23 protein-coding genes are annotated in these 25,750 nt (G+C 68.1%); 10 read left to right on the top strand and 13 right to left on the bottom strand.

The annotated features are described in order from the left end of the window. Positions 1–10: 10 nt before the first annotated feature. Together rpsU and BpN12_RS10385 are read right to left on the bottom strand one after the other, a co-directional pair. Positions 11–223, bottom strand: coding sequence for a 30S ribosomal protein S21 (gene rpsU / locus BpN12_RS10380; protein ID WP_006479415.1), 213 nt, complete (start codon positions 221–223; stop codon positions 11–13). A 77-nt stretch (positions 224–300) separates the two neighbouring features. Next, entirely contained in the window at positions 301–1,548 is a 1,248-nt protein-coding gene (locus BpN12_RS10385; protein WP_280529113.1) for a BaiN/RdsA family NAD(P)/FAD-dependent oxidoreductase, read from the bottom strand. A 221-nt stretch (positions 1,549–1,769) separates the two neighbouring features. On the opposite strand from BpN12_RS10385, the gene tsaD reads away from it, so the two are divergent. Next, entirely contained in the window at positions 1,770–2,810 is a 1,041-nt protein-coding gene (tsaD, locus tag BpN12_RS10390) for a tRNA (adenosine(37)-N6)-threonylcarbamoyltransferase complex transferase subunit TsaD (protein WP_246792455.1), read from the top strand. Positions 2,811–2,906: 96 nt separating this feature from the next. On the opposite strand, the gene folE2 is transcribed toward tsaD, so the two are convergent. From folE2 to BpN12_RS10410, 4 genes are all read right to left on the bottom strand, one after another. After that, positions 2,907–3,713 carry a GTP cyclohydrolase FolE2 gene (gene folE2 / locus BpN12_RS10395; protein ID WP_246792457.1) on the bottom strand — a complete coding sequence of 269 codons (807 nt, stop codon included), beginning with the start codon at positions 3,711–3,713 and terminating at the stop codon, positions 2,907–2,909. Between the two features lie 154 nt (positions 3,714–3,867). Continuing rightward, entirely contained in the window at positions 3,868–5,772 is a 1,905-nt protein-coding gene (dxs, locus tag BpN12_RS10400) for a 1-deoxy-D-xylulose-5-phosphate synthase (RefSeq protein WP_246792458.1), read from the bottom strand. A gap of 86 nt (positions 5,773–5,858) precedes the next feature. After that, complete coding sequence (locus BpN12_RS10405) at positions 5,859–6,743, bottom strand: polyprenyl synthetase family protein (protein WP_246792459.1); 885 nt, start codon at positions 6,741–6,743, stop codon at positions 5,859–5,861. Continuing rightward, positions 6,740–7,033, bottom strand: coding sequence for an exodeoxyribonuclease VII small subunit (locus BpN12_RS10410; RefSeq protein ID WP_246792460.1), 294 nt, complete (start codon positions 7,031–7,033; stop codon positions 6,740–6,742). The genes BpN12_RS10405 and BpN12_RS10410 overlap by 4 nt, the downstream gene beginning before the upstream one ends. 270 nt (positions 7,034–7,303) lie before the next feature. On the opposite strand from BpN12_RS10410, the gene BpN12_RS10415 reads away from it, so the two are divergent. Both BpN12_RS10415 and BpN12_RS10420 read left to right on the top strand, forming a co-directional pair. Beyond that, a complete protein-coding gene (locus BpN12_RS10415; RefSeq protein ID WP_246792461.1) occupies positions 7,304–8,410 on the top strand; it encodes an aromatic ring-hydroxylating oxygenase subunit alpha in 1,107 nt (368 codons plus the stop codon). Positions 8,411–8,514: 104 nt separating this feature from the next. After that, positions 8,515–9,384 (top strand): sulfurtransferase, encoded by an 870-nt coding sequence (locus BpN12_RS10420; RefSeq protein ID WP_246792462.1) that lies wholly within the window; start codon positions 8,515–8,517, stop codon positions 9,382–9,384. A 15-nt stretch (positions 9,385–9,399) separates the two neighbouring features. Here BpN12_RS10420 and BpN12_RS10425 read toward each other — a convergent pair whose 3' ends face one another. The 3 genes from BpN12_RS10425 to polA form a co-directional block, all read right to left on the bottom strand. Next, the gene (locus tag BpN12_RS10425; RefSeq protein WP_246792463.1) at positions 9,400–10,275 is read right to left on the bottom strand and encodes a dienelactone hydrolase family protein; all 876 of its coding nucleotides are present in this window, start codon (positions 10,273–10,275) and stop codon (positions 9,400–9,402) included. A 241-nt stretch (positions 10,276–10,516) separates the two neighbouring features. Next, positions 10,517–11,893, bottom strand: a complete 1,377-nt coding sequence (locus tag BpN12_RS10430; RefSeq protein WP_246792465.1) for an NAD(P)/FAD-dependent oxidoreductase — start codon at positions 11,891–11,893, stop codon at positions 10,517–10,519. Positions 11,894–12,088: 195 nt separating this feature from the next. Beyond that, on the bottom strand, positions 12,089–14,839 hold the full coding sequence (gene polA / locus BpN12_RS10435; RefSeq protein WP_246792467.1) for a DNA polymerase I: 2,751 nt from the start codon (positions 14,837–14,839) through the stop codon (positions 12,089–12,091). Position 14,840: 1 nt separating this feature from the next. Here polA and BpN12_RS10440 point away from each other — a divergent pair, with 1 nt between their 5' ends. After that, entirely contained in the window at positions 14,841–15,608 is a 768-nt protein-coding gene (locus BpN12_RS10440) for an LOG family protein (protein ID WP_246792468.1), read from the top strand. A 186-nt stretch (positions 15,609–15,794) separates the two neighbouring features. Here the strand turns inward: BpN12_RS10440 and BpN12_RS10445 are convergent, their stop codons facing one another. Continuing rightward, entirely contained in the window at positions 15,795–17,945 is a 2,151-nt protein-coding gene (locus BpN12_RS10445; RefSeq protein WP_246792469.1) for an FUSC family protein, read from the bottom strand. 565 nt (positions 17,946–18,510) lie between these two features. On the opposite strand from BpN12_RS10445, the gene BpN12_RS10450 reads away from it, so the two are divergent. Beyond that, the gene (locus BpN12_RS10450; protein WP_246794682.1) at positions 18,511–18,750 is read left to right on the top strand and encodes a hypothetical protein; all 240 of its coding nucleotides are present in this window, start codon (positions 18,511–18,513) and stop codon (positions 18,748–18,750) included. Between the two features lie 278 nt (positions 18,751–19,028). On the opposite strand, the gene BpN12_RS10455 is transcribed toward BpN12_RS10450, so the two are convergent. Further along, entirely contained in the window at positions 19,029–20,552 is a 1,524-nt protein-coding gene (locus tag BpN12_RS10455) for an AMP nucleosidase (RefSeq protein ID WP_246794683.1), read from the bottom strand. A gap of 142 nt (positions 20,553–20,694) precedes the next feature. Between BpN12_RS10455 and BpN12_RS10460 the strand changes: the two genes are divergently transcribed. The 5 genes from BpN12_RS10460 (at position 20,695) to BpN12_RS10480 (ending at position 24,174) form a co-directional block, all read left to right on the top strand. Then, positions 20,695–21,093, top strand: a complete 399-nt coding sequence (locus tag BpN12_RS10460) for a hypothetical protein (RefSeq protein ID WP_042628522.1) — start codon at positions 20,695–20,697, stop codon at positions 21,091–21,093. Between the two features lie 106 nt (positions 21,094–21,199). Continuing rightward, on the top strand, positions 21,200–22,198 hold the full coding sequence (locus tag BpN12_RS10465) for a homoserine kinase (protein ID WP_246792470.1): 999 nt from the start codon (positions 21,200–21,202) through the stop codon (positions 22,196–22,198). Next, a complete protein-coding gene (locus BpN12_RS10470) occupies positions 22,189–22,995 on the top strand; it encodes a BPSS1780 family membrane protein (RefSeq protein ID WP_246792472.1) in 807 nt (268 codons plus the stop codon). The genes BpN12_RS10465 and BpN12_RS10470 overlap by 10 nt, the downstream gene beginning before the upstream one ends. Positions 22,996–23,124: 129 nt before the next feature. Further along, positions 23,125–23,577, top strand: coding sequence for a MarR family winged helix-turn-helix transcriptional regulator (locus BpN12_RS10475; protein ID WP_198257015.1), 453 nt, complete (start codon positions 23,125–23,127; stop codon positions 23,575–23,577). 177 nt (positions 23,578–23,754) lie between these two features. Continuing rightward, positions 23,755–24,174 (top strand): organic hydroperoxide resistance protein, encoded by a 420-nt coding sequence (locus tag BpN12_RS10480; protein ID WP_246792473.1) that lies wholly within the window; start codon positions 23,755–23,757, stop codon positions 24,172–24,174. 186 nt (positions 24,175–24,360) lie between these two features. On the opposite strand, the gene BpN12_RS10485 is transcribed toward BpN12_RS10480, so the two are convergent. Continuing rightward, positions 24,361–24,537 (bottom strand): DUF3563 family protein, encoded by a 177-nt coding sequence (locus tag BpN12_RS10485; RefSeq protein WP_070107630.1) that lies wholly within the window; start codon positions 24,535–24,537, stop codon positions 24,361–24,363. Between the two features lie 94 nt (positions 24,538–24,631). Beyond that, a complete protein-coding gene (locus BpN12_RS10490; RefSeq protein WP_246792475.1) occupies positions 24,632–25,744 on the bottom strand; it encodes an extracellular catalytic domain type 1 short-chain-length polyhydroxyalkanoate depolymerase in 1,113 nt (370 codons plus the stop codon). Positions 25,745–25,750: the final 6 nt, after the last annotated feature.

Here is a 25,750-nt window from a genome sequence, read left to right on the forward strand (position 1 = left end):
CGCGCCGCTCTCAGTAGAGCTTCTTCGGCAGCGTCTGGCTGCGAATGCGCTTGTAGTGACGCTTCACGGCGGCCGCTTTCTTGCGCTTGCGCTCGGCCGTGGGTTTCTCGTAAAACTCGCGAGCACGAAGCTCGGTCAACAAGCCGTTTTTCTCGATCGTGCGCTTGAAGCGGCGCATCGCGACTTCAAAAGGCTCGTTTTCTTTAACGCGAATGATCGTCATGACCCGTCACAGAAAAAGGAGTTTACGGAGAAAGGCTTCGGAGTATAGCAGACAGGTTGCACAAATGCACTATCGCGTCAAGCACTTCTCGCCAGCTCCGCCGCGGCCTGCCCGGCGGCCACGCCCGAGGCCCAGGCCCACTGGAAGTTGTAGCCGCCGAGCCAGCCGGTCACGTCGACCGATTCGCCGATGAAGAACAGGCCGGGCACCCGCGCGCTCATCATCGTCGTCGACGACAGCTCGCGCGTGTCGACGCCGCCCTTCGTCACCTCGGCCTTGCGGTAGCCCTCGGTGCCGTCGGGCACCAGCGTCCAGCGCGACAGCGCGGCGCCGACCTGACGCAACGCCTTGTCCGACAGGTCGGCGAGCCGCGCGTCGGGAGCGATCCGCTGGGTTTCGAGCCAGACCTGGGCGAGCCGCGCCGGCACCCATTCGGACAGCAGCGCGCCGATCTGCCGCTTCGAGCCCGACTTGGCCTCGAGCAGCGCGGCGGCGGCGTCCTCGCGCGGCAGCAGGTCGATGTGGATCGGCTCGCCGGGGCGCCAGTAGCTCGAGATCTGCAGGATGCCGGGGCCGGACAGGCCGCGGTGCGTGAGCAGCAGGTCCTCGACGAACTCACCGCCCTCCTTCTTGCCGCCGGTCGCCACGCGCACCTCCAGCGACACGCCCGACAGCGCCGCAAACGGCGCCCAGTCGGCCGCCGCGAAGGTCAGCGGCACCAGCGCCGGGCGCGTGTCGATCAGCTTGTGGCCGAACTGCTTGGCGAGCCGGTAGGCGAAATCGGTCGCGCCGATCTTCGGGATCGAGAGGCCGCCGGTGGCGACGATCAGCGCCTTCGCGCCGATCGCGCCGGCGTTCGTGTCGAGCGTGAAGCCGGCGCCCTCGGCGTGGCGCACCGCCTCCACGGCCACCGGCCGCCGCCAGGTGATGCGGCCGGCGTCGCACTCGGACTTCAGCGCGTCGATGATGCCGTCGCTGAGCTGGTCGCAGAACAGCTGGCCCTTGTGCTTCTCGTGCCAGGTGATGCGATGCCGCGTCAGCAGCGCGAGGAAGTCGCGCGGCGTGTAGCGCGCCAGCGCCGAGCGGCAGAAGCGCGGATTCTGCGAGAGATAGTTGTCGGGGCCGGCGTTCAGGTTCGTGAAGTTGCAGCGGCCGCCGCCCGAGATCCGGATCTTTTCCGCCAGGCGCGGCGAATGATCGATCAGCACGACGCGGCGCCCGAGTTGCCCGGCCACGGCCGCGCTCATCATGCCGGCCGCGCCCGCGCCGATCACGGCGATATCGAAATTTTCCATGGCGCGGATTGTAACCGCCCTCACCGCCATCGCCGGCCGGCCGCGGGCGGGCGGCGCCTCGGGTCCGCGGCCGGCATCGGCCAGCCGAGGCCGATCGGGAACGGTACTCGCGGCCGACGACCACGTTTCGGCCCGGCATCGCCGCCCCGGCCAGCCCGCCGGCCACGCGAGCCCGGGCGCCGAACCGGGACGCGCTGGTATACTGCCCGGTTGCCATTGCCTATCCGGCCATCCGGCCGCTCCACCGAACCATGCTTGTCCTCGGCATCGAAAGCTCGTGCGACGAAACCGGCCTCGCGCTCTATGACACCGAGCGCGGCCTCGTCTCGCACGCGCTCCACTCGCAGATCGCGATGCACCGCGAATACGGCGGCGTCGTGCCCGAACTCGCCTCGCGCGACCACATCCGCCGCGCACTGCCGCTGCTCGAGCAGGTGTTCGCCGAAGGCGGCGCGCGGCGCGAGGACATCGACGCGATCGCGTTCACGCAGGGCCCGGGCCTCGCGGGCGCGCTGCTGGTCGGCGCGAGCATCGCGAACGCGCTGGCGATGGCCTGGGACAAGCCCACCATCGGCATCCACCATCTCGAGGGGCATCTGCTCTCGCCGCTGCTGGTGGCGGCGCCGCCGCCGTTCCCGTTCGTCGCGCTGCTGGTCTCGGGCGGCCATACGCAGCTGATGTGCGTGACCGACGTGGGCGTCTACGAGACGCTCGGCGAGACGCTCGACGACGCGGCCGGCGAGGCGTTCGACAAGACCGCCAAGCTGATCGGCCTCGGCTATCCGGGCGGCCCGGAAGTCTCGAAGCTGGCCGAACGCGGCACCCCGGGCGCGGTCGCGCTGCCGCGGCCGATGCTGCATTCGGGCGATCTCGATTTCAGCTTCAGCGGCCTGAAGACGGCCGTGCTCACGCAGATGAAGAAGATCGAGGCGAGCGGCGCGACGGGCCAGGCGTTCGACGCGGCGAAGGCCGACCTGGCGCGCGGCTTCGTCGACGCGGCCGTCGACGTGCTGGTCGCCAAGTCGCTCGCGGCGCTGAAGCAGACGAAGCTGAAGCGCCTGGTGGTGGCGGGCGGCGTCGGCGCGAACCGGCAGCTGCGCGCGGCGCTGTCGGCCGCCGCGAAGAAACGCGGCTTCGAGGTCCACTACCCCGATCTCGCGCTCTGCACCGACAACGGCGCGATGATCGCGCTGGCCGGCGCGCTGCGCCTCGCGCGCTGGCCCGGGCAGGCGAATCGCGACTATGCGTTCACGGTGAAGCCGCGCTGGGACCTGACCTCGCTCGCGCGCTGAACGGCGCGAACGCCAGCGCCCCAAAAAACAAAACCCCTCGTCACGACGAGGGGTTTTTCGTTTCGGTACACCGCGGCGGCGGCGGCACGCATCGCGTCAGGCAATCCGCTTGTCGCGCTCGATCAGCGCGTAGGCGCTGTGATTGTGGATCGACTCGAAGTTCTCGGCCTCCAGCACGTAGGCGGTGATCCGCTCGTCCGCGTCGAGCCGCTGCGCGACGTCGCGCACCAGATCCTCGACGAACTTCGGGTTCTCGTAGGCGCGCTCGGTGACGAACTTCTCGTCGGGGCGCTTGAGCAGCCCCCACAGCTCGCACGATGCCTCTTCCTCGGCGATCCGGATCAGATCCTCGGCCGGCACGTCGGCGTTCAACTCGGCGTCGATCGTCACGTGCGAGCGCTGGTTGTGCGCGCCGTACTGCGAGATCTTCTTCGAACACGGGCACAGGCTCGTGACCGGCACGAGCACCTTCAGGAACAGCCGCGTGACGCCGTCGCGGACGTCGCCGGCCAGCGTCACCTGATAGTCGAGCAGGCTCTTCACGCCCGACACGGGCGCCGTCTTGCGCACGAAATACGGAAACGACACCTCGATGCGGCCGGCCTGCGCCTCGAGCCTGACGAGCATCGACGCGAGCAGGCCGCGAAACACCCCGGCCGTCAGCGGCTGGTCGTTTTCCTCGAGCAGCGCCACGAAGCGCGACATGTGCGTGCCCTTCTGGTCGGCCGGCAGATGCACGTCGAGGTTCCACGTCCCGACGCTCGGCTGAATCTCGCCGGCGGCGCCGCGCACGGTCAGCGGATGCCGCACCGCCTTCACGCCGACGCGCTGAATCGGGATCTGCCGCGTATCGACGGTGCTCTGCACGTCGGGCATCGCGAAGCCGGGGTTCATCTGGTTCATTGGATTCGATCCTTGTTATTGCGTCGCGCGCCGGAGCCGGCGCGCGCCATCGCATGAAAGCGGTACGCCGGAAATGCAACATGGGCCCGCAGGCCCATGTTTTCCGTTCCGGATGCGACGGAGGGGCCGCCGAGCGGCCCTGCCATCTGTTGCGTCAGGCCACCCGCTTCGCCTGCTTGGCGAGCTCGGCGGACTGGCTCAGGAAGCGCTCGCGAATCGACTTCGCGATGCCCGCCGCATCGAGGCCGCACAGCGACAGCAGCTTCGCCGGGTCGCCGTGATCGATGAAGCGATCGGGCAGGCCCAATTGTAGTACGGGCCGGATAACCCCACTTTCCATCAGGGCTTCCACGCAGGCCGAACCGGCCCCGCCCTGCACGCAGCCTTCCTCGACCGTCACGAGGTAGTCGTGCGTCTCGGCGAGTTCGCGGATCAGCTCCGCGTCCACCGGCTTCACGAAGCGCATGTTGGCCACGGTGGCGTCGAGTTCCTCGGCCGCCGCGAGCGACGGCGCGACCATCGTGCCGAACGCGAGGATCGCGACGCGCTTGCCCTCGGGCTGCGCCGAGCGGCGGCGCACTTCGCCCTTGCCGACCGGCAGCGCCGTCATCGCCTTCACGGTGGCCACGCCGGTGCCAGCGCCACGCGGGTAGCGCACGGCCGTCGGGTTCGGCTGCTGCACCGCCGTGTAGAGCATCTGGCGGCACTCGTCCTCGTCGGACGCGGCCATCACCGTCATGTTCGGGATGCAGCGCAGGAACGCGAGATCGTAGGCGCCCGCGTGCGTCGCACCGTCGGCGCCGACCAGGCCGGCGCGGTCGATCGCGAACACCACCGGCAGGTTCTGCAGCGCAACGTCGTGGATCAGCTGGTCGTAGGCGCGCTGCAGGAACGTCGAGTAGATCGCCACCACCGGCTTGAGCCCTTCGGTCGCGAGGCCGCCCGCGAACGTCACGGCGTGCTGCTCGGCGATGCCGACGTCGTAGTAGCGGTCGGGGAAGCGCTTCTCGAACTCGACCATGCCCGAACCCTCGCGCATTGCCGGCGTGATGCCGACCACGCGCGCGTCGAACTCGGCCATGTCGCAGAGCCACTCGCCGAACACCTGCGTGTAGGTCTTCTTGGCGGGCGTCGTCGACGGCTTGATGCCTTCGGCCGGATTGAACTTGCCCGGGCCGTGGTAGAGCACCGGATCGGCCTCGGCGAGCTTGTAGCCCTGGCCTTTCTTGGTGACCACGTGCAGGAACTGCGGGCCGCGCAGCTCCTTGATGTTCTGCAGCGTCGGGATCAGCGAATCGAGGTCGTGACCGTCGATCGGGCCGATGTAGTTGAAGCCGAATTCCTCGAACAGCGTGGCCGGCACGACCATGCCCTTGGCGTGCTCCTCGAGCTTGCGCGCGAGTTCGAGCACGGGCGGCGCGACGCTCAGCACCTTTTCCACGCCGGCGCGCGCGGCCGCGTAGAAACGGCCCGACATCAGGCGCGCGAGATGGCGGTTCAGCGCGCCGACCGGCGGCGAGATCGACATGTCGTTGTCGTTGAGGATCACGAGCAGCTTCGCGTCCTCGGACACGCCGGCGTTGTTCATCGCCTCGAACGCCATGCCGGCCGTCATCGCGCCGTCGCCGATCACGGCGATCGAGAAGCGGTCGTCGCCGTTCAGCTGGCTGCCGATCGCCATGCCGAGCGCGGCCGAGATCGAGGTGCTCGAGTGCGCGGTGCCGAACGTGTCGTAGACCGACTCCGAGCGGCGCGGGAAGCCCGAGATGCCGTCGAACTGGCGCAGCGTGTCCATCTGGTCGCGGCGGCCGGTCAGGATCTTGTGCGGATAGGTCTGGTGACCGACATCCCACACGATGCGATCGTTCGGCGTGTTGAACACGTAATGCAACGCCAGCGTCAGTTCGACGGTGCCGAGGTTGGACGACAAATGGCCGCCCGTCTTCGACACGCTGTCGAGCACGAACGCGCGCAGCTCGTCGGCGAGCGGTTGCAGTTGGCGGCGATCGAGGCGGCGCAGGTCCGCCGGATCGTCGATGGTTTTCAGCAGGTCGTACATCGTCGTTCCATTGTAGGAAATCAAACGCGCCCGCACTCCTTCGCGCGCCTTTCTTGCAAGGCCAGGCGCGGCGGCGGGCTTTCGCGTCAGCTGACCCGGTTCACTACCAGGTCGGCAAGTTCGGCAAGGCGTTGCGCGCGCGCGCCGAACGGTTGCAGCGCCGCGTGCGCATCGGCACGCAGCTGCGCGGCCAGCTCGCGCGACGCATCGAGACCGATGATCGACACGTAGGTGGGCTTGTTGGCCGCCGCGTCCTTGCCCGCCGTCTTGCCGAGCGTGGCGGAATCGGTCGTGACGTCGAGAATGTCGTCGACCACCTGGAACGCGAGGCCGACCGCGGCCGCATAGGCGTCGAGCGCGCGCATCGTGTCTTCGCCCGGCGTTTCGCCGGCCAGCGCACCCATGCGCACCGAGGCGCGCAGCAGCGCGCCCGTCTTCATCCGGTGCATCGTTTCGAGCTGTTCGCGCGTCAGCGTCTGGCCGACGCTGGCGAGGTCGATCGCCTGCCCGCCGGCCATGCCGATCGAGCCGCTCGCGAGCGCCAGCTCGCGCACCAGCGCGGCCTGCTGCTGCGGCGAGAGCGCGGCGGCATCGGTCAATGCGACGAACGCCTGCGATTGCAGCGCGTCGCCGACCAGCAGCGCCGTCGGCTCGTCGTACTGCACATGGACGGTCGGCTTGCCGCGGCGCAGCGCGTCGTCATCCATGCACGGCATGTCGTCGTGGACGAGCGAGTAGACGTGGATCATCTCCAGCGCGGCCGACGCGGCATTGCTGGCCGCCTCGCTCGCGCCCGTCAACTCACCGGCCGCATGGCACAGCAGCGGCCGCACGCGTTTGCCCCCACCCATCACCGCATAGCGCATCGCTTCGTGAAGCGTGCCGGGAACCACCGTCTCGGCCGGCAGATAGTGGCCAAGCGCATCTTCGACGCGCGCCAGCACCGCGCGCATCCATTGTTCGAATGTCATAGATCGTCGTCTTCGCCGTCCGTAGCGGCCACGCCGGTGGAGTGCGGCTTCAGCGCGGCCCCGTCGAGCACGCGCACCTGCTGCTCCACCTTGTCGAGCTGCTGTTGGCAAAACGCAACAAGGACTGCGCCGCGGCGATACGCGCCCAGCGAATCCTCGAGGCTCAGGGTCCCGCCCTCCATCCGTGCGACCAGCGTCTCGAGCTCCTCGAGCGCCGTTTCGTAGGAAGCCGGCGCCGAATCGGAGCCGGCACCCGACGCCGCAGCGCCCGGAGTTGCGTTTTTCGCCATGGGACGAGGTGTCAAATTTAAAAACAAGTCGGACATTCTACGGCAAAAGCGGAATCGAGGCCCCGTCCGCGTAACCGATCCGCCCCCGTCAACGTGACCCGCCCCACAGACGCGAGGCCAAATGTCGCATCCGATGGTCGAAATTTTGACACAAATCAGGCACTTAACCTACCCGACGGATGCATTTCCAGGTACAATCATCGGTTCCCCTAAATCGATTCTTCGATGGTTGGGTTGTTCACTGCTTTCACGCTTTCACCGGGAGTGGGAATGTCCAATCTGAGCGACGCGCTGCAGTTGAAGTCGGCATCGAGCCAACTGCCAGTCACGGCTTATTTCGACGAGGCGCTTCTGGCGCGCGAAGTCGAAACTCTCTTCAGGCAAGGACCTCGTTACATCGGGCACGAGCTGATGGTGCCCGAGGCGGGAGATTATTTTGCGCTGCCCTCCGAAAAGGAAGGCCGCGTGCTAGTGCGCAACCAGGAATCCCGCATCGAGTTGCTTTCCAATGTCTGCCGTCACCGGCAGGCGATCATGCTGAACGGCCGCGGCCACACGAACAACATCGTGTGTCCGCTGCACCGCTGGACTTACGATCTCGATGGCCAGCTGCTCGGGGCGCCGCACTTCCCCGACAAACCCTGCCTGAACCTGAACAGCACGCCGCTGCAGAACTGGCAGGGCCTGCTGTTCGAGGCGGAAGGCCGCAACGTTGCCAAGGATCTCGCGAACCTTGGCACGCGCCATCACTTCAACTTCTCGGACTACCTGTTCGATCACGTCGAAGTGCATGAATGCGACTACAACTGGAAGACGTTCATCGAGGTCTACCTCGAGGATTACCACGTCGTCCCGTTCCACCCGGGCCTCGGCAGCTTCGTGTCCTGCGACGATCTCAAATGGGAGTTCGGCGACTGGTACAGCGTGCAGACGGTCGGCGTACACAACGCGCTCGCCAAGCCGGGCAGCCCGACGTACCAGAAGTGGCACGAGCAGGTGCTGCGCTTCCGCGACGGCGTGCCGCCCGAGTTCGGCGCGATCTGGATGGTCTATTACCCGGGCCTGATGATCGAGTGGTATCCGCACGTGCTCGTGGTGTCGTGGCTGATCCCGCGCGGCCCGCAGAAGACGACCAACATCGTCGAGTTCTATTACCCCGAGGAGATCGCGCTGTTCGAGCGCGAATTCGTCGAGGCGGAACGCGCGGCCTACATGGAAACGGCGGTCGAGGACGACGAGATCGCGCTGCGCATGGATGCGGGCCGCCGCGCGCTGATGGAACGCGGCGAGTCGCAGGTCGGGCCCTACCAGAGCCCGATGGAAGACGGCATGCAGCACTTCCACGAGTTCCTGCGCCGCAAGCTGGGCACGATCTGACGCGCCCGGCATCGCATCGGCGGGACCCGCAAAAGACAGGCTTCGGCCTGTCTTTTTTTGTTTAGACTTGTTGGTTCCGGCCCGTTTCCCCCGCAGGAGCTACCATGTCCCACACTCATTACACGACGCTCATCTCCGCCGACAATCTGGCGGAACGTCTCGCCGCCGCGCCGGACAGCGTCCTCGTGTTCGATTGCCGCTTCGATCTGACCGATCCCGACGCCGGCGCGCAGGCCTACGCGGCCGGCCATCTGCCCGGCGCGCGCTACCTGAACATCGACCGCGACCTGTCCGGCCCGAAGACGGGCAGCAACGGCCGCCATCCGCTGCCCGCGCGCGAGACGCTGGTCGCGACGCTCGCCGCGCAGGGCCTGCGCGCGAACCAGCAGGTGGTCGCCTACGACGCGCATGGCGGCATGTACGCGGCGCGGCTGTGGTGGCTGCTGCGCTGGCTCGGCCATGATTCGGTGGCGGTGCTCGACGGCGGCCTGCCGGCGTGGCAGGCGGCGGGCGGCGCGCTCACGCGCGACGTGCCGGCCGAACGCGCCGGCGATTTTCGCGCGCAGCCGCCGCTCGCGACCGTGATCGACGCGGCGGCCGTGGTCGCCAACCTCGCGTCGAAAGCGCGGCTGGTGGTGGATGCGCGCGCCGCGGACCGCTATCGCGGCGAGAACGAGACGCTCGACCGCGTCGGCGGCCATATCCCCGGCGCCGTGAACCGCTTCTTCAAGGACAACCTGAACCTGGAAGGCCGCTTCAAGAGCGGCCACGAGCTGCGCGACGAATGGGTGCGCGTGATCGGCGACCAGCCGGCCAACAACGTGATCCTGCAGTGCGGCTCGGGCGTGACGGCCTGCCATAACGCGCTGGCCATGGAGATCGCCGGGCTCCACAACCCGCTGCTGTACGCGGGCTCGTGGAGCGAATGGAGCGCGGACCCGTCGCGGCCGGTCGCGACCGGCCCGAATCCCTGATCCGCGTCGGCGGCGTCACATGACGCCGTACCGGTGGAACCACGCGAGCGCGCGCTTCCAGCCGTCCTCGGCATCGGCCTTCACGTAGCTCGGCCGGTAGTCGGCGAAGAACGCGTGCGCCGCGTCCGGATAGGCGAGGATCTCCGACTCGCGGCCGGCCTGCGTGCCGCTCGCGAGCAGCTTGCCGCGCATCTGGGCCAGCGTGTCCTGCGGAATGCTGTCGTCCTTCGCGCCGTACAGGCCGAGCACCGGCCCCTTCAGGTCGGCCGCGTGATCGATCGGATTGAACGGCGTCATTTCGTTGCGATCGCCTACCACCTTGCCGTACCAGGCCACCGCCGCGCGCACGTGCGGATTGTGCTCGGCGAACAGCCAGGCCTGCCGGCCGCCCCAGCAGAAGCCGTTGACGCCGAGCCGCGTCAGATCCCCGCCGTTCTTGCCGGCCCACGCAACCGTCGCGTCGAGATCCTCGCTGACCTGACGATCGGGCACCTTGCTGACGATCGCCTCGTAGAGGCCCTGGATGGTCGGATATTTCGACGGATCGCCCTGCCGCGCGTACAGGTCCGGCGCGATCGCGAGATAGCCGAGCTTCGCGAAGCGGCGACAGACGTCGGCGATGTGCGCGTGAACGCCGAACACCTCGTGGATCACGACGATCACCGGCAGGTTGCTCTTGCCGTCCGGCTGTGCGCGATAGGCGGGCACGCTCGCGTCACCCGAGCGGATCTCGACCGTGTCGCAGTCGAGGCCGTTGCTGTCGGTCGTGATCGTTTGTGCGGACACCGGCAGCACCGCGGCGGCGAACGAGCCGCCGAGCGCCGCCTGCACGAAGCGGCGGCGACTGAACGGGACGTGCGGAACGAGACTGTCCACTTCGGGTTTCAGCATGGAGGGCTCCTGGTTATTCAGCGCGGCGGTGGCGCCGGGGCACGGCGGCGACACCGGGGATTCGAACGGGCGCGGACGGGAACGGCGGTCATCCATCCGTCCCCGTTCGCCCGGAACCCGCACACGATGCCGAAACATGGCCGGCGCCGTCAACTGTTTCGCGCACGCCGTGCCGCCTGTCAGCGCGCCGCCAGCCCGGCGTCAGCGTCGCGCCAGCCGGCAGCCGGCGCCTCGCGGCCGGTCAGTGCAGCTTCACGCGCGGCAGCGTCGAGCGGCGCAGCCAGTGCGCGACGGTGTCGAGCATCATGCGTGGATAGCCGTGCAGCGCTGCAATATGGAGCCGATACAGCGACATGTACATGAAGCGCGCGAACAGTCCCTCGATCAGCATGTTGCCGCCGATCAGCCCGCCCATCAGGCTGCCGACCGCGCTGAAGTGGCCGAGCGAGACCAGCGAGCCGAAGTCGCGATAGGTGAACGACGGCAGCGGCCGCCGGTCGAGCCGGCAGGCCAGCGCGCGCAGCAGGAAGCTGGCCTGCTGGTGCGCGGCCTGCGCGCGCGGCGGCACGCCTCGATCGGAGCCGACCCACGCGCAGGCCGCGCAGTCGCCGAGCGCGAACACGTCGTCGTCGAGCGTGGTCTGCAGCGTCTGACGCACGACGAGCTGGCCGAGCCGGTTCACCTCGAGGCCGTCGAGGCGCGACAGCAGGGCCGGCGCCTTGATGCCGGCCGCCCAGACCGTCAGGTCGGCGCGCACCGTCTGGCCGCTCGCGGTCCGCACGCGCCCCGGCGCGACCTCGGTCACGCGCTCGCCCATCATCAGCCGCACGCCGAGCTTGCCGAGCAGTTCGGCGGTCGCATTCGACACGCGCTCGGGCAGCGCGGGCAGGATGCGCGGCCCCGATTCGATCAGCACGATGCCGACGTCGTGCTTCGGATCGAGTTTGTGCAGGCCGTAGGCGGCCAGGACCTGGGCGGTGTTGCGCAACTCGGCGGACAGCTCCACGCCGGTCGCGCCGGCGCCGACGATCGCGACCTGCACGCGCGGTTCGGCCGGTGCCGCCAGCTGGAGCGCCTCGGGCAGGTCCGGCACGACGGCCGTCTGCCCCGGCTCCGGCTCAGGTACGCGGTACTCGGCGCGGATGCAGGCCGCGATCAGGCGCTTGCGGAAGCGCTCGGCCTCGCCCACCGTATCGAGCGCGATCGCGTGCTGCTGCGCGCCGTCGACGCCGAAAAAGTGAGTGGTACTACCTATCGCGATGACCAGCGTGTCGTATTCGAGCACGCGCTCGGGCATCAGTTCGAGGCCGTCGCTGTCATGTACCGCGGCCACCACGACGCGCCGCGCGCCGCGATCGATCGAGGTCAGCTCGCCCTGCTGGAACTCGAAGCCATGCCAGCGCGCCTGGGCGGCATATTCAAGCTCCTGTGTAAAAGGATCCATGCTGCCCGCGGCCACCTCGTGCAGCAGCGGTTTCCAGATGTGGGTCGGATAACGGTCGACCAGCGTGACCAGCGCGCGGGCCTCGCGCCTGCCGCGCGCGCCGTAGCGGTCGCCAAGCCGGGTCGCGAGTTCGAGCCCGCCGGCGCCGCCGCCTACGATGATGAAACGATGCATCAATCCCCCTTTCGCGGTTCGGGAATGCATGCGGCCGGGCGGTGACGAGGCATCGCGGCCGGCCGACAGCCCGCGCGCCCGCTTCGCCGGATGGCGATGGCGCGGCACGCGTCGGATGGCCGCCGCAGGAATCGTGCCCCGGTTCGCGCCTCGCACGATGACGGCGGCGTGCGCCGCCGGCCCGTGCGATACCGGTCAGTGGGCCTCTTCCCAGTTGTCGCCGGCGCCGACCTCGGCCACCAGCGGCACCTTCAGCTTCGCGACGCCGCTCATCATCTCGGGCAGCTTCTCGCGCACCAGCGCCAGCTCGGCCTCGGGCACCTCGAGCACGAGTTCATCGTGGACCTGCATGATCATGCGCGAGCGCAGGCCGTCGCGTTCGAGCCAGCCGTCCACGGCGATCATCGACAGCTTGATCAGGTCGGCGGCCGTGCCCTGCATCGGCGCGTTGATCGCGGCGCGCTCGGCCGCTTGGCGGCGCGGGCCGTTGCCGCCGTTGATCTCGGGCAGCCACAGGCGGCGGCCGAACACGGTTTCGACGTAGCCCTGCTCCTTGGCCGACGCGCGTGTGGTTTCCATGTAGTTCGCGACGCCCGGATAACGTGCGAAATAGCGGTCGATATAGAGCTTGGCCGCGTCGCGCGTGATGCTGAGGTTCGAGGCGAGGCCGAACGCGCTCATGCCGTAGATCAGCCCGAAGTTGATCACCTTGGCGATGCGGCGCTGGTCGGTGCTGACCTCGAGCGGCGTCACGCCGAACACCTCGGCAGCCGTCGCGCGGTGGATGTCCTCGCCCTGCGAGAACGCGCGCAGCAGCGATTCGTCGCCGGAGATGTGCGCCATGATGCGCAGCTCGATCTGCGAATAGTCGGCCGACACGATCTTGCAGCCCGGCGCGGCGATGAACGCCTCGCGGATGCGCCGGCCCTCGGCCGTACGCACGGGGATGTTCTGCAGGTTCGGATCGTTCGAGGCGAGCCGCCCCGTCACGGCCACGGCCTGCGCGTAGTTGGTGTGGACGCGGCCCGTGCTGGCGTTGATCATGCGCGGCAGCTTGTCGGTATAGGTGGACTTCAGCTTCGACAGGCCGCGATGTTCGAGCAGCAGCTTCGGCAGCGGGTAATCCTCGGCGAGCTTCTGCAGCACTTCCTCGTCGGTGGACGGCGCGCCGCTCGGCGTCTTCTTCACCACCGGCAGCTGCAGCTTCTCGAAGAAGATCTGGCCGATCTGCTTCGGCGAGCCGAGGTTGAACTCGCCGCCCGCGAGCGTGTAGGCCTCGCCTTCGAGCTCGATGAGCCGCGCCGCGATCTCGCGGCTCTGCACTTCGAGCCGGCCGCTGTCGATCAGCACGCCGGTGCGCTCCATCTTGCGCAGCACGAACGACACCGGCAGCTCGATCTCGGCATAGACGCGCTTCAGGCCCGCTTCGCGCTCGACCTGCGGATACATCGCGCGATGCAGCTGCAGCGTGATGTCGGCATCCTCGGCCGCGTAGGCGGCGGCCACATCGAGCGCCACTTCGTCGAAGCCGATCTGCTGCGCGCCCTTGCCCGCCACTTCCTCGTACTTGATGGTCTTGACGCCGAGATGGCGCAGCGCGAGGCTGTCCATGTCGTGCGTGCGATGCGATTCGAGCACGTAGGATTCGAGCAGCGTGTCGTGCTCGATGCCGTTCAGCGCGATGTCGTAGTTGGCGAGCACCTGCGCGTCGTACTTCAGATGCTGGCCGACCTTCTTGCGCGCCGGATTTTCGAGCCACGGCTTGAGCCTGGCGAGCACCGCGTCGCGCGGCAACTGCTCGGGCGCGTCGGGGCCGCGATGCGCGACCGGTACGTAGGCGGCGCTGCCGGGCTCGGTCGACAGCGACAGGCCGACGACCTGCGCGACCATCGGGTCGAGCGAGGTCGTCTCGGTGTCGAACGAGGTCAGCGCGGCCGCGTCGATCTTCGCGAGCCACGCGTCGAACTGCGCCCAGGTCTGCACGGTTTCGTAGTTGCGCTCGATCTCGGCGGCGGCCGGCACCGGATCGATGCCTTCGGGCGTCGGCTCGACGCCGTCCTCGGGCATCGCCTCGAGTTCGCGGCGCCAGGTCTTGAAGCCGTAGGCCTCGAAGATCGGCAGCAGCGCGGCGCGCGACTCGGCGCCGGTGGCGAGCGACGCCTCGATCGACTCGACCTGCGGTTTCAGCTCGCAGGCCGTCTCGACCGTCACGAGCTTGCGCGCGAGCGGCAGGAAATCGAGCGCGCGGCGTAGGTTGTCGCCGACCACGCCCTTGATCTCGGCCGCATGCTCGACGACGCCGTCGAGCGTCTCGTACTGCGTGAGCCATTTGACGGCCGTCTTCGGGCCGCACTTCTCGACGCCGGGCACGTTGTCGACGGTATCGCCGATCAGCGAAAGATAATCGACGATGCGTTCGGGCGGCACGCCGAACTTCGCGACCACGCCGTCGCGATCGAGCAGTTCGTTCGTCATCGTGTTGACGAGCGTGACGTGGCCCGTGACGAGCTGCGCGAGATCCTTGTCGCCGGTCGAGATCACGACCTTCATGCCGTGCGCCTCGGCCGCGTGCGCGAGCGTGCCGATCACGTCGTCGGCCTCCACGCCCTCGATCATCAAGAGCGGCCAGCCGAGCGCGCGCACGGCCTCGTGGATCGGCTCGATCTGCAGTGCGAGATCGGGCGGCATCGACGGGCGGTTCGCCTTGTAGTCGGCATAGAGATCGTCGCGGAACGTTTTGCCCTTGGCATCGAACACGCACGCGCTATACTCTGCACGGACTTCCTTGCGCATGCGGCGCAGCATGTTGATGATCCCGTAGAGCGCGCCAGTCGGCTCCCCGCCCGGCCCGCGCAGATCAGGCATCGCGTGGTAAGCCCGATAGAGATAGCTCGAACCATCCACCAATAGCAGGGTCTTACCTTCCAGGTTCCGTTCTTCAGGCATTATGAATAAGAGAAAAGTGATTCCGAGCTTGCGTTCGCTCGCAGATCAAGAACGCGCGACGGCCAAGAAGGCCCGCGCATCGTGGCAGATGTTCACGATTATGGCAGAGTTTATTGAGGCGACCGAGTACCTGTCCGAGATCCGCCCTGCCGTCAGCATCTACGGTTCAGCACGCCTGAAGGCCGATTCCCCGCACTATCAATTGACCGCGCAGATCGCGCGCAAGCTCTCCGACGCGGGCTTCGCGGTGATCTCCGGCGGCGGCCCCGGCATCATGGAAGCGGCGAACCAGGGCGCCCATGCGGGCAAGGCGCCGTCGGTCGGCCTCAACATCGAGTTGCCGCACGAGCAGTCGGGCAACAACTACCAGGACATCTCGCTGCGCTTCCGCCATTTCTTCACGCGCAAGGTCACGTTCGTGAAGAATTCCGACGCGGTGGTCGTGATGCCGGGCGGCTTCGGCACGCTCGACGAGCTGTCCGAAGTGCTCACGCTGATCCAGACCAAGAAATCGCGCCTCGTGCCGATCATCCTGGTGGGCAGCGAGTTCTGGCAGGGCCTGCTGCAATGGTTCCGCGACCAGCTGATTCCGATGGGGCTGATCAACCCGGACGACATGAACCTGATGCAGGTGATCGACGATCCGGACCAGGTGCTGGAAGCCGTGCTCGCGTTCTACGAGGACACCGGCGACGACGGCAGCGCGCCGGAAGCACCGGAGCAGGAACGCGACGAGCGCGGCGACGACGACCGGATGTTCTATCTGTAATCGTCGAGCGGCTTGATCCGTCCGGACGGGCGACGCGCAATGCGTCGCCCGTTTTGCTTTTCGGGCCGCGCGACGGTGGGCAATGGCGGGCAATGTAGCAGGCTTGATGCTTCGCACTGCGATATGTTCTCGGCGGTCCGAATTGCCACAGGAAGTGGCGCGGCGTCCGGCTCGCCGCGCGCCGTCTCAGCCCGCGCGCCGCGCCGGCACCGTGTTGCGCCGCGCGAGCGGCCCGTCGTCGAGTTGCAGGTCGCCGATCAGGCGCTGCAGCAGCGCGATCTGCCCGACCGCGTCCATCTCGAGCTGCGCGAGCTTCTCGCGCGGCGGCAGCGGACGGCGCGGCGGCACGCGGCCGGTCGCGAGCATCGCGTCGATGTCGTCGCTCGCGGCGGCCACCCATTCGACCAGGTCGATCTCCATGCGCGGCCCATGCACGCTGGCGCGCAGGTGCGCGGCGGTGCCGGCCATCCGGCGCAGCAGCCCCAGCACCGTGGAGGCGGCCGTGTCGAAGCGCGTGTCGTCGAGCCGTTCGAGACGAATCCGGTTGAACGCCTCTTCCGCGTTGTTGCTGGCGAGCCCCGCCTCGCGGCGCAGGCGCTCGGCCTCGCGGTTCGCGCGGCCCGGCGCCTCGATCGCGTCGACCAGATAGCGCAGGTTCGCCGCGATCGCGGCGGCCAGCTGGCCGCGAATGTCGATCTGCTCGCGCGTGGGCCACAGCACGAAGGTCGCGACGAGCGCGATCACGCAGCCGAGCACGTTGTTGCCGAGCCGCGTCAGCGCATAGGACAGCTCGTTCGCGGCCGGCATCGCGAAGTCGGCCACCAGCACGAAGGTGGGCGTGAGGAACAGCACGAACAGGCTGTAGCTGACGGGCCGCAGCGCCATGGTCGCGCAGACCAGCGGGAACACCACCAGCGAGATGCCGATCGGCGAATGCACGGCGAGCCCGATCGCGGCCGCCAGCAGGCCGCCGACGATGCTGCCCGCGGCGCGCTCGACGCTGCGCGGCCAGGTGCCGGCGATCGACGGCTGCAGGATCAGCAGCGTCGCCATCGTCGTCCAGTAGCCGAACGGCACGCCGAGCAGCCGCACCACCAGAAAGCCGAGCGTGGTGGCCACCGAGACGCGTGCCGCGTGCCGCAGCCCGATCGACTTCCACGACAGGTTTGCGCGCAGCGTCACCCAGGCGCGCGCGAGCACCATGCGCAGGCTGCGCGTCCACGACATCTGCCGGCGCGGCAGGTGCGCGAGATCGGACGGATCGGGTTCCAGCTGCAGGGCCATCGTCATCGACTCACCGAGTGCCGTGTCGAGCCCGCGCGCGAAGCGGCGCAGCCGGCGCTGCAGCGCGTCGGGCCGCTCCCACGGCGCCTCGTCGATCGCGTCGCCGGTACGGTGCAGCAGTTCGGCGATGCCGGCCAGCACGCGCGAGGCGCGGCGCGGATCGCGCAGCGTCTGCCGGCCGCGCTGGCAGACGCCCGCCACCGCGATCAGGTGCGCGAACCAGCGCTCGCCGTCGGCCACCGCGATCAGCAGGTTCGCATACGACTCGCGCCGGTCCGTCTTCGCCACCGGCATGCGCGCGAGCGTGCGGCGCGCCGCTTCGAGCGCCGAGCGCGCGTCGGAACGGTATTTCGCGGCATGCATTTCCCAGGCGCGCTGCGTCTGTTCCGCGTCCGTCAGCAGGCGCGACGCGTCGAGCGCGATGTCGGCGAGCCGCACGTAGATGCCGCGCACCGCGGCACGGCTCTGCGCGAACGGATGGATGCGCCAGATCGTCAGGCTCAGCACGATCGCCAGCACGCAGCCGACGAAATAGACGCCGAGGAAGGCGAGACCGTTATGCCAGTCATGCATTGGCCGGTCGGCCATCACCACGCAGGCGGTGGCGGCCAGGATCGTCACCTGCGCGGTGGCGGCGCCCCAGATCCGGCCCAGCGCGCCGAGCGAGGTGAACACCAGCACCGCGAGCAGCGCGGCGACGGTGCCGACGCCGGAGGCGAACGCGGTGATGCCGCCGCAGAGCGTGGACAGCACCGCGAAGCTCGCCATCGACGCGAAACGCGTGCGGTTCGAGCCCGCCGCGTCGGCCAGGCAGGTCCAGAACGCGCCGATCGCGGCCCACGCGAACTCAGGCTCGTGCAGCAGGTTGCCGGCCACCAGCATCGCCGTCGACGCGCAGGCGGCGCGCAGCCCTTCCGCCAGGCTCGCGTCGTTGACCGCGAACGACACCATCCATAACGGCCGGCGGCGCGACCAGGCGCCCGCGAGCACATTAAGCGTCCTCAGGCGGGTCGTGGCGACGTGCCTGATGCGATGGTGTAGATGGCGAAGCATTGCGAATTCGATGAGGAAACGGGTGGTGGCGCGGATGAAAACCGGTGGAGGCGCGGTGCGTGTTCTTACACAACGGCCGACGCCCGAAATTGATGATAAGGGAAAACCCTTGATTTTCGTCAATCTTCGTCGACGAGGTGCATGACCGGCAACCCAGGCAGCCTCGGCAACCCCTGCGGCAACCCGTCAGGCAGCGCCATCGTAGCGGACCTGCGCGACGTTTTCATGGATCGCCGGCCGAAACACTTGCCCGGATTCGTAACGAGGCGTATCCGGAGACACGTCCGTTCGCTGTCGACGGCCGGGCGTCGGTCGGCGCGGCCCGCGCCGGGCCTGTCGCGGGGACCGGCCGCCTTGGCGAGGGCCATGCGGCCATCAAACGGGGCCCGATGACTGACCGTCTCAAAAAATCCAAGGTTACAAATCCACACGCCAATTAATCCGCCCGATCGCCAGACTGGATTCCGTGCCGTGACCGCAGCAGGACAGCGCAGCCGAAGCCGAGGCAAGCTTGGCATTCGACGCGGCGGCCACCTTTGATCCACGTTTCGAGGAGAAGAAGACCATGAAACAACGCAATCTGATCGCCACGACGCTCGTCGCCATGGGTATCGCGCTCTCCAGCGCCGCCGCGCACGCGGAAGTCGTCGTCACGCCGGGCGGCCCGGCCGTCGTGATCGGCTGGCACGGCGACCGTTACTGGGACGGCCACCGCTACTGGCAACGCCAGGAGTGGATGGATCATCACCGCCACGACCGCCCGCATTGCCCGCCGGGACACTGGGGCCACAATGAGTGCCGCTAACTGCGCCACGGCCGCCACGCGATAAGCGAAGCGACTCTCACGCTTGATAAAGCCGCCTGGAGTAATTCGGGCGGCTTTGTTTTTGTGGCTTGTGATTGACGCGAATGGAATTCGACATCAATGTCGACGCGCAGAACGACTACGCAATGCTCGATACCCTCATCAGGAATCTGCCGTAACCGGAAAGCGGCGAGTTTCGGCGCGGGCAATCGCGCGCCAATCGGGCACGCCAAAAGGCGGCGCGGACCGCAAGGCCCGCGCCGCCTTTCAGGTTCAACTTACTGAAACGCCACTTCCGCGAAGCTCCGCAATTTGCGGCTATGCAGCTTCGCCAGCCCGTTGGTGCGCAGGATCTCCATCGCCATCACGCCGATCTGCAGATGCTGGTCCACCTGCGCGCGATAGAACTGATCCGCCATCCCAGGCAGCTTCAGCTCGCCGTGCAGCGGCTTGTCCGACACGCACAGCAAGGTGCCGTAAGGCACGCGGAAGCGGAACCCATTCGCGGCGATCGTCGCGCTCTCCATGTCCAGCGCGATCGCGCGGCTCTGCGAGAGCCGCTGCACCGGTTCGCGGTGGTCGCGCAGCTCCCAGTTGCGGTTGTCGACGCTCGCCACGGTGCCCGTGCGCATCACGCGCTTCAGTTCGCTGCCGTCAAGCTTCGTGACCTGCGCGACCGCCCGCTCCAGCGCGACCTGCACCTCGGCCAGCGCCGGGATCGGCACCCAGAGCGGCAGGTCGTCGTCGAGCACGTGGTCCTCGCGCACGTAGCCGTGCGCCAGCACGTAGTCGCCGAGCCGCTGCGTGTTGCGCAGCCCCGCGCAGTGGCCGAGCATGACCCACGCGTGCGGGCGCAGCACGGCGATGTGATCGGTGATCGTCTTCGCGTTCGACGGGCCGACGCCGATGTTGACCATCGTGATGCCGCTGCCGTCCGCGCGCTTCAGGTGGTAGGCCGGCATTTGCGGCAGTCGCGGGGCTGGCGCGCCCTCCACGGGCTCGTTGCCAAGATTCGCGTTATAAGTGACCACGTCGCCCGGCTCGACGAACGAGGTGTACTGGCTGCGGTACTCGCGCACGGCCGGATCGTCGCTCGCCGACATCATGGTGCGGCCGAGCTTGACGAATTCGTCGATGTAGAACTGGTAGTTCGTATACAGCACGTAGTTCTGGAAATGCATCGGCGCCGTGGCCGTGTAGTGGCGCAGCCGGTGCAGCGAGAAATCGACGCGCGCGCCGGTGAACAGCGCGAGCGGAAACGGCCCGTCCGGCTCCGGCTCGTAGGTGCCGTTGACGATCCGGTCGTCGAGGTTCGCGAGGTTCGGCACGTCGAACACGTCGCGCATCGCCAGCAGGCGATCGCGGTCGAGATCGCCTTCGAGGTGGATGCCCTCGGAAAACGCGAAATGGATCGGAATCGGCTGCTCGGACACGCCCACCTCGATCTTCACGTTGTGGTTGCGCGCGAGCAGGCGCAGCTGCTCGCGGTAGTAGCTCGCGAACAGATCGGGGCGCGTGACGGTGGTCTCGAACACGCCCGGGCCGGCCACGAAACCATACGAGCGGCGCGAATCGATGCGGGTATTGACGTCGGTGCGCACCCGCACGAACGGATAGCAGGCGCGCACATGGCCGCCGAGCGGCTCGCTGCGCCGGTAGCGCGCGAACGCGTCGCGCAGGAACGCGGTATGGGTTTCGTAGATCGAGGACAGCCGTGCGACCGCGGCAACGGGATCGTCGAACGCTTCGACGGGCGGATTTTCAGGCGAGAGCGGAGGTTGGCGATTGATGTCGTTGTGCATTGTCATTGCCTCTTCAGTTGCTTGCGACATTATCACAGGAACCCCGCGATTCCGGCGACGCGGAGCCGCCACACCGGCGCTACGGCAAGCCCGGCACACGGTCCGGTTTTGCTAGAATCCTGAGGTTAAATTGGAGAAACCCATGAAGCCGCTCATTTTCGCCGCCGCGCTCGCGACGGCCGTCGCCCTCGTCGGCCCCGCGCATGCCGACGGCCCGCCGCCGAGCGACGAGGCCAAGGCCCGGGCCGCGCAGGACGAAGCCGCCGGCCTGCCCGATCTGACCAAGATCAACCGGCCCGGCGCGGAAGTGACGTCGAAGATCGATTTCGCCGATATCCAGCGCACGCCGAGCTTTCACGAAAAGAGCGTGAGCGGCACCGAGGTGACCGAGTTCCGCGACCGCGGCAAGCCCGTCGAGATCGACGTGCGCTCGAACTTCGGCACCCGTTACCAGATGAGCTCGACGCCCGACATCTCGCCGCGTCCGCACAACGGCAACGTGCCGGTCACGCGCGTGCCGTCGATCAACCTGAACTACTGATCCGCCTCGCCCGGCATCGCCGGTCCGACGGGGCGGCGAACCCGCCCCCTCCGCAGCCGCCGGTGCGCACGCGCCGGCCTGCCAACCCGTTTCGAAGTCCCCCCGCATGGCCGTTTTCACCGCAGTCTCCGACTCCGATCTCGCGCAATGGATGCGCCACTACGATCTCGGCGAAGTCGTCGCGTTTCGCGGCATTCCGTCCGGCATCGAGAACAGCAATTTTTTCCTGACGACGACGCGCGGCGAATACGTCCTCACCCTGTTCGAGAAGCTGACGGCCACCCAACTGCCGTTCTACCTCGAACTGATGCGCCATCTGGCGCGGCACGGCGTGCCGGTGCCCGACCCCGTCGAGCGCGCCGACGGCACGCTGTTCGGCGAGCTGCACGGCAAGCCGGCCGCGATCGTCACGAAGCTCGACGGTTCGGCCGAGCTCGCGCCCGGCGAGGCCCACTGCATCGAGGTCGGCCAGATGCTCGCGCGCATGCACCTGGCGGGCCGCGACTACGCGAACCGCCAGCCGAACCTGCGCAGCCTGCCGTGGTGGCGCGAGAACGTGCCGGCAATCGCGCCGTTCATCGACGCCGGCCAGCGCTCGCTGCTGGAGGGCGAACTCGCGCACCAGCAGCGCTTCTTCGGCTCCGGCGGCTACGCGGCGCTGCCCGACGGCCCGTGCCACTGCGACCTGTTCCGCGACAACGTGCTGTTCGCCGGCGCGGCGCCGGACACCGGCCAGGCGGTGCGCCTCGGCGGCTTCTTCGATTTCTATTTCGCCGGCTGCGACAAGTGGCTGTTCGACGTGGCCGTGACCGTCAACGACTGGTGCTCGGACCTCGCCACGGGCGCGCTCGACGCCGACCGCGCCGACGCGCTGCTGCGCGCCTACCAGACCGTGCGACCGTTCACCGATGACGAACGCCGCCACTGGCCCGACATGCTGCGCGCGGGCGCGTACCGCTTCTGGGTCTCGCGCCTGTATGATTTCCACCTGCCCCGTGCCGCGGAGATGCTCAAGCCGCACGACCCGGGCCATTTCGAGCGGATCCTGCGCGAGCGCATCGCCCACGCGCGGCCCCTCCCCGAGCGACACACCCCATGCAACTGATCGAAGTCCCCGCCAAGACCGGCTACGTCTGGTTCCGCCAGGGCATCTGGCTGTTCCGCCGCAATCCGCTCGCGTTCATCACGCTGTTCTTCAGCTACCTGCTGGCGATGATGATAGTGTCGCTGGTGCCGGTGATCGGCGCGGCGCTGCCGCTGCTGTTCATCCCCGGCATCTCGGTCGGCTTCATGGCCGCCTGCCGCGACGCCGTGGCCGGCAAGCCGGTGCTGCCGACGATCCTGCTCGACGGCTTCCGCTCCTACGGCAGCCTGACGATGCAGCGCCTGTTCACGCTCGGCGGCCTCTACGTCGTGTCGATCGCGATCGTGTTCGCCTGCTCGGCGCTCGGCGACGGCGGCACGCTGCTGCGGATCATGTTCGGCCTCGGCGTCGAGGGCCTCGACCCGGCCACGATCCTCACCACCAACACGCTGGTCGCGCTGCTGATCTCGGCGCTGCTCTACGTGCCGGTGTCGATGATGTTCTGGTTCGCGCCGGTGCTGACCGCCTGGCACGAGATCCCGCCCGCCAAGGCGCTGTTCTTCAGCGTCGTCAGCTGCTGGCGCAACCGCTGGGCGTTCACGCTGTACGGGCTGCTGTGGTTCGCGGTCGCGATCGGCGTGTCGTTCGCGCTGGCCTGGCTGATGCACGCGATCGGCGCCGGCCCCTATGCGATGACAGTCATGATGCCGGCCTCGGTGGTGGTCACGGCGGCGCTCTACTGCTCGTTCTACGCGACCTATCGCGGCTGCTTCGGCGTGCAGGAACCGGGTGGCCCGGCCGTGCCGCCCGCGCGCTGAGCGCGCCTCACGATCCCGATCCACGCGCCGGCGCCCGGGTTTCCCGGCGCCGCGCTCGCCAGCCGCGACGGTTCGGTGCAGAATCATTAGCGTGCAAGTTTTTTGCGCCCGAACGACGGGTCTCCGCTCATGAACGATCTCCCTACCGTCCCCACTACGCTCGACGAGCAGCTCTGCTTCGCGCTCTATTCGACCTCGCTCGCGATGACGAAGGCGTACAAGCCGCTGCTCGAGCGGCTCTCGCTGACCTATCCGCAATACCTGACGATGCTCGTGCTCTGGGAAACCGACGACATCGCGGTCAAGGACATCGCCGCGCGCCTGAACCTCGATTCGGCCACCGTCACGCCGCTGCTGAAGCGGCTCGAGGCGCTCGGCTATCTCGAACGGGTGCGCGGCACGGCCGACGAACGCCTGGTCCACGCGCGGCTGACGCCGGCGGGTACCGCGCTGCGCCAGGCGGCGCGCTCGGTGCCGACCGAACTCTTCTGTGCGATGCAGCAAACACCGGACTTCCTGATCCGCCTGCGCGAGGAACTGCGGCAACTGCGCGACGCGCTGAAGGATCACAACGGCGACTGAACGGCGAACCGGGCGGGCTCCGAAACGGGCCCGGCCAACGCTTCGCCGTGCGTCATCGCAATTTCATTTGCGCACTAATCATTTGTTCAATATATTTTCGTCGTGGCAGACGAATTCAGGGAAGGCAGCCGATTCGCCGCGCCAGTTCCCCCTCATCGACATGAACAGGAGTGCACCATGAACATCCTTTACCAGACGAGCGCAACGAGCACGGGCGGCCGCGACGGCCGGGCGGTTTCGGCAGACAACAAGCTGGACGTGAAGCTGGCGGCGCCGCGCGAACTCGGCGGCACGGGCGCGGACGGCACGAACCCGGAGCAGTTGTTCGCCGCCGGCTATTCGGCCTGTTTCCTCAGCGCGATGAAATTCGTCGCCGGCCAGACGAAGCAGACGCTGCCGGCTGATGCGACGGTGACGGGACAAGTGGGGATCGGCCCGAACGACCAGGGCGGCTTCGGGCTCGACGTCGAGCTGCGCATCTCGCTGCCGGGCCTCGAGCCGGAAGCGGCGAAGGCGCTCGTCGACAAGGCGCACGAGGTGTGTCCGTACTCGAACGCAACGCGCAACAACGTGCCAGTGCGGCTCGTGATCGCGTAAGACCGGCCGGCGGGCGCGGCCTCCGGGTCGACCCCGGTGCCGCGACGCAGCCGCCACCGCGAGAGACGCGCGGGATGCGCAGGAGGAAAAGGAAAGGCGTGGCGACCGGAAGGTCACCACGCCTTTTTTGTCGGCGGACAATACCGCCGGAATCAGACTTGCCGGGCGAATCCGGCCGCGCGGGACTCAGCGCGCTGCCATCCACGACGGCGCGCGACGCGCGGCATCGTGATCGAGCTTGCGGATGCGAAATTCGAGATCGTAGAGATCGGTCGCGTCGGCCAGATAGGCGTCGGCGCGCTCTTTCGCGATCTGCTCGGAGGATTTCGTCAGGAACAGGAACAGGCGGCTCAGCAGGTACATCATACGAACTCTCCAATCCAAGGGTTATCGCTTAGGTATTAACCCGGATTATAGGGAAAACCCGTAGAAGCCGCCAGCGTTTCAAAAATACTGGTCAGATTGTCGCAGCTTGCCGTTGTTTGTCCGCGAAAAAGCCCCAGATCATCGCGCTCGCGTCGGGGCCGGTCGAGGCGTGGAACGGCACCGTGTCGTCGCCGCCGGCCCAGGCGTGGTCGAGGCCGGCGACGCGGCAGACCCGCACCACCGGCGTGCCGCCGCGTCGGTAATCGACCAGTTGCGTGTCGTCCGCTAGCGTGTCGATCCGCTCGACGCCGCACGGCTCGCCGTCGGCGTCGGCCAGGCCGTTCAGGCGCAGGAATTCGATCGCGAGATGGTCGGCGTTGGCCGGCGACACCACCGGATCGTCGTCGCCATGCACGATCAGCGCCGGCATCCCCGGGTAGGTGCCGGGCGCGGCATAGCTGTCGGCAAGCGCCGCCGGCGCGCGATGCAGGCCGCGGCGCATCACGTCCATCGCGGTGATGCCCGAATGCGCGTCGCCGAAGGCCGGCCCGGAATGCAGCGCGATCGCCGCGAAGTGCTCGGGGAAATGCAGCGCCAGCAGCGTCGCGAGGCCGGCGCCGGCGGACAGGCCGGCCACGTAGACGCGCGAGGCGTCGAGACGGCGCGCCGCCACCAGCGTATCGACCAGGTCGACCACAGCACGCGCCTCGCCGCGTCCGCCGCGCTCGGTATCGTCGTACCAGTGCCAGCAGCCATGCGAATGCGCCTGGATCGACTGCTCGGGATAGAGCACCGCGAACCCATGGCGATCGGCCAGCAGGTTCATCCGCGTGCCCTGCGCGAACTGCGCGGCATCCTGCTTGCAGCCATGCAGCATCACGACGAGCGGCGCGCCCTCGGGCAGCCCGTCCGGTACGTAGAGCGCGTAGCCGAGATGGCTGACGAAGCGCCCGACCACGAACGGCAGCGGGTGATCGCCTCGCGACCACTCGCCCCCCGCCCAGGCGGCCGCGCGCGGCCGCACGCGCGACTCGCGCGGCGGCTGGGGCCGGGTCTCGGCATCGGCCGCGCGGGGCGGACGGACCTCGGTGGCGGGAGGAGCGGAAAAGATCGCGTCGGCGATGCCGGCCGGCAGTCGCGGCGCTGGCGTGCGCAGCATTTTCTTCATACCGCCCAGCCACAGTTTGGTCAGACTCTTGGTCATCAGTGG

It is taken from the genome of Burkholderia perseverans (assembly GCF_022870505.1).
In the GTDB taxonomy this organism is placed as follows: domain Bacteria; phylum Pseudomonadota; class Gammaproteobacteria; order Burkholderiales; family Burkholderiaceae; genus Burkholderia; species Burkholderia plantarii.

What these genes read in the sequence shown, in the direction of transcription:
- rpsU (WP_006479415.1), bottom strand. Translation starts at nt 223, where the DNA reads ATGACGATCATTCGCGTTAAAGAAAACGAGCCTTTTGAAGTCGCGATG.
- BpN12_RS10385 (WP_280529113.1), bottom strand. Translation starts at nt 1,548, where the DNA reads ATGGCGGTGAGGGCGGTTACAATCCGCGCCATGGAAAATTTCGATATC.
- tsaD (WP_246792455.1), top strand. Translation starts at nt 1,770, where the DNA reads ATGCTTGTCCTCGGCATCGAAAGCTCGTGCGACGAAACCGGCCTCGCG.
- folE2 (WP_246792457.1), bottom strand. Translation starts at nt 3,713, where the DNA reads ATGAACCAGATGAACCCCGGCTTCGCGATGCCCGACGTGCAGAGCACC.
- dxs (WP_246792458.1), bottom strand. Translation starts at nt 5,772, where the DNA reads ATGTACGACCTGCTGAAAACCATCGACGATCCGGCGGACCTGCGCCGC.
- BpN12_RS10405 (WP_246792459.1), bottom strand. Translation starts at nt 6,743, where the DNA reads ATGACATTCGAACAATGGATGCGCGCGGTGCTGGCGCGCGTCGAAGAT.
- BpN12_RS10410 (WP_246792460.1), bottom strand. Translation starts at nt 7,033, where the DNA reads ATGGCGAAAAACGCAACTCCGGGCGCTGCGGCGTCGGGTGCCGGCTCC.
- BpN12_RS10415 (WP_246792461.1), top strand. Translation starts at nt 7,304, where the DNA reads ATGTCCAATCTGAGCGACGCGCTGCAGTTGAAGTCGGCATCGAGCCAA.
- BpN12_RS10420 (WP_246792462.1), top strand. Translation starts at nt 8,515, where the DNA reads ATGTCCCACACTCATTACACGACGCTCATCTCCGCCGACAATCTGGCG.
- BpN12_RS10425 (WP_246792463.1), bottom strand. Translation starts at nt 10,275, where the DNA reads ATGCTGAAACCCGAAGTGGACAGTCTCGTTCCGCACGTCCCGTTCAGT.
- BpN12_RS10430 (WP_246792465.1), bottom strand. Translation starts at nt 11,893, where the DNA reads ATGCATCGTTTCATCATCGTAGGCGGCGGCGCCGGCGGGCTCGAACTC.
- polA (WP_246792467.1), bottom strand. Translation starts at nt 14,839, where the DNA reads ATGCCTGAAGAACGGAACCTGGAAGGTAAGACCCTGCTATTGGTGGAT.
- BpN12_RS10440 (WP_246792468.1), top strand. Translation starts at nt 14,841, where the DNA reads ATGAATAAGAGAAAAGTGATTCCGAGCTTGCGTTCGCTCGCAGATCAA.
- BpN12_RS10445 (WP_246792469.1), bottom strand. Translation starts at nt 17,945, where the DNA reads ATGCTTCGCCATCTACACCATCGCATCAGGCACGTCGCCACGACCCGC.
- BpN12_RS10450 (WP_246794682.1), top strand. Translation starts at nt 18,511, where the DNA reads ATGAAACAACGCAATCTGATCGCCACGACGCTCGTCGCCATGGGTATC.
- BpN12_RS10455 (WP_246794683.1), bottom strand. Translation starts at nt 20,552, where the DNA reads ATGCACAACGACATCAATCGCCAACCTCCGCTCTCGCCTGAAAATCCG.
- BpN12_RS10460 (WP_042628522.1), top strand. Translation starts at nt 20,695, where the DNA reads ATGAAGCCGCTCATTTTCGCCGCCGCGCTCGCGACGGCCGTCGCCCTC.
- BpN12_RS10465 (WP_246792470.1), top strand. Translation starts at nt 21,200, where the DNA reads ATGGCCGTTTTCACCGCAGTCTCCGACTCCGATCTCGCGCAATGGATG.
- BpN12_RS10470 (WP_246792472.1), top strand. Translation starts at nt 22,189, where the DNA reads ATGCAACTGATCGAAGTCCCCGCCAAGACCGGCTACGTCTGGTTCCGC.
- BpN12_RS10475 (WP_198257015.1), top strand. Translation starts at nt 23,125, where the DNA reads ATGAACGATCTCCCTACCGTCCCCACTACGCTCGACGAGCAGCTCTGC.
- BpN12_RS10480 (WP_246792473.1), top strand. Translation starts at nt 23,755, where the DNA reads ATGAACATCCTTTACCAGACGAGCGCAACGAGCACGGGCGGCCGCGAC.
- BpN12_RS10485 (WP_070107630.1), bottom strand. Translation starts at nt 24,537, where the DNA reads ATGTACCTGCTGAGCCGCCTGTTCCTGTTCCTGACGAAATCCTCCGAG.
- BpN12_RS10490 (WP_246792475.1), bottom strand. Translation starts at nt 25,744, where the DNA reads ATGACCAAGAGTCTGACCAAACTGTGGCTGGGCGGTATGAAGAAAATG.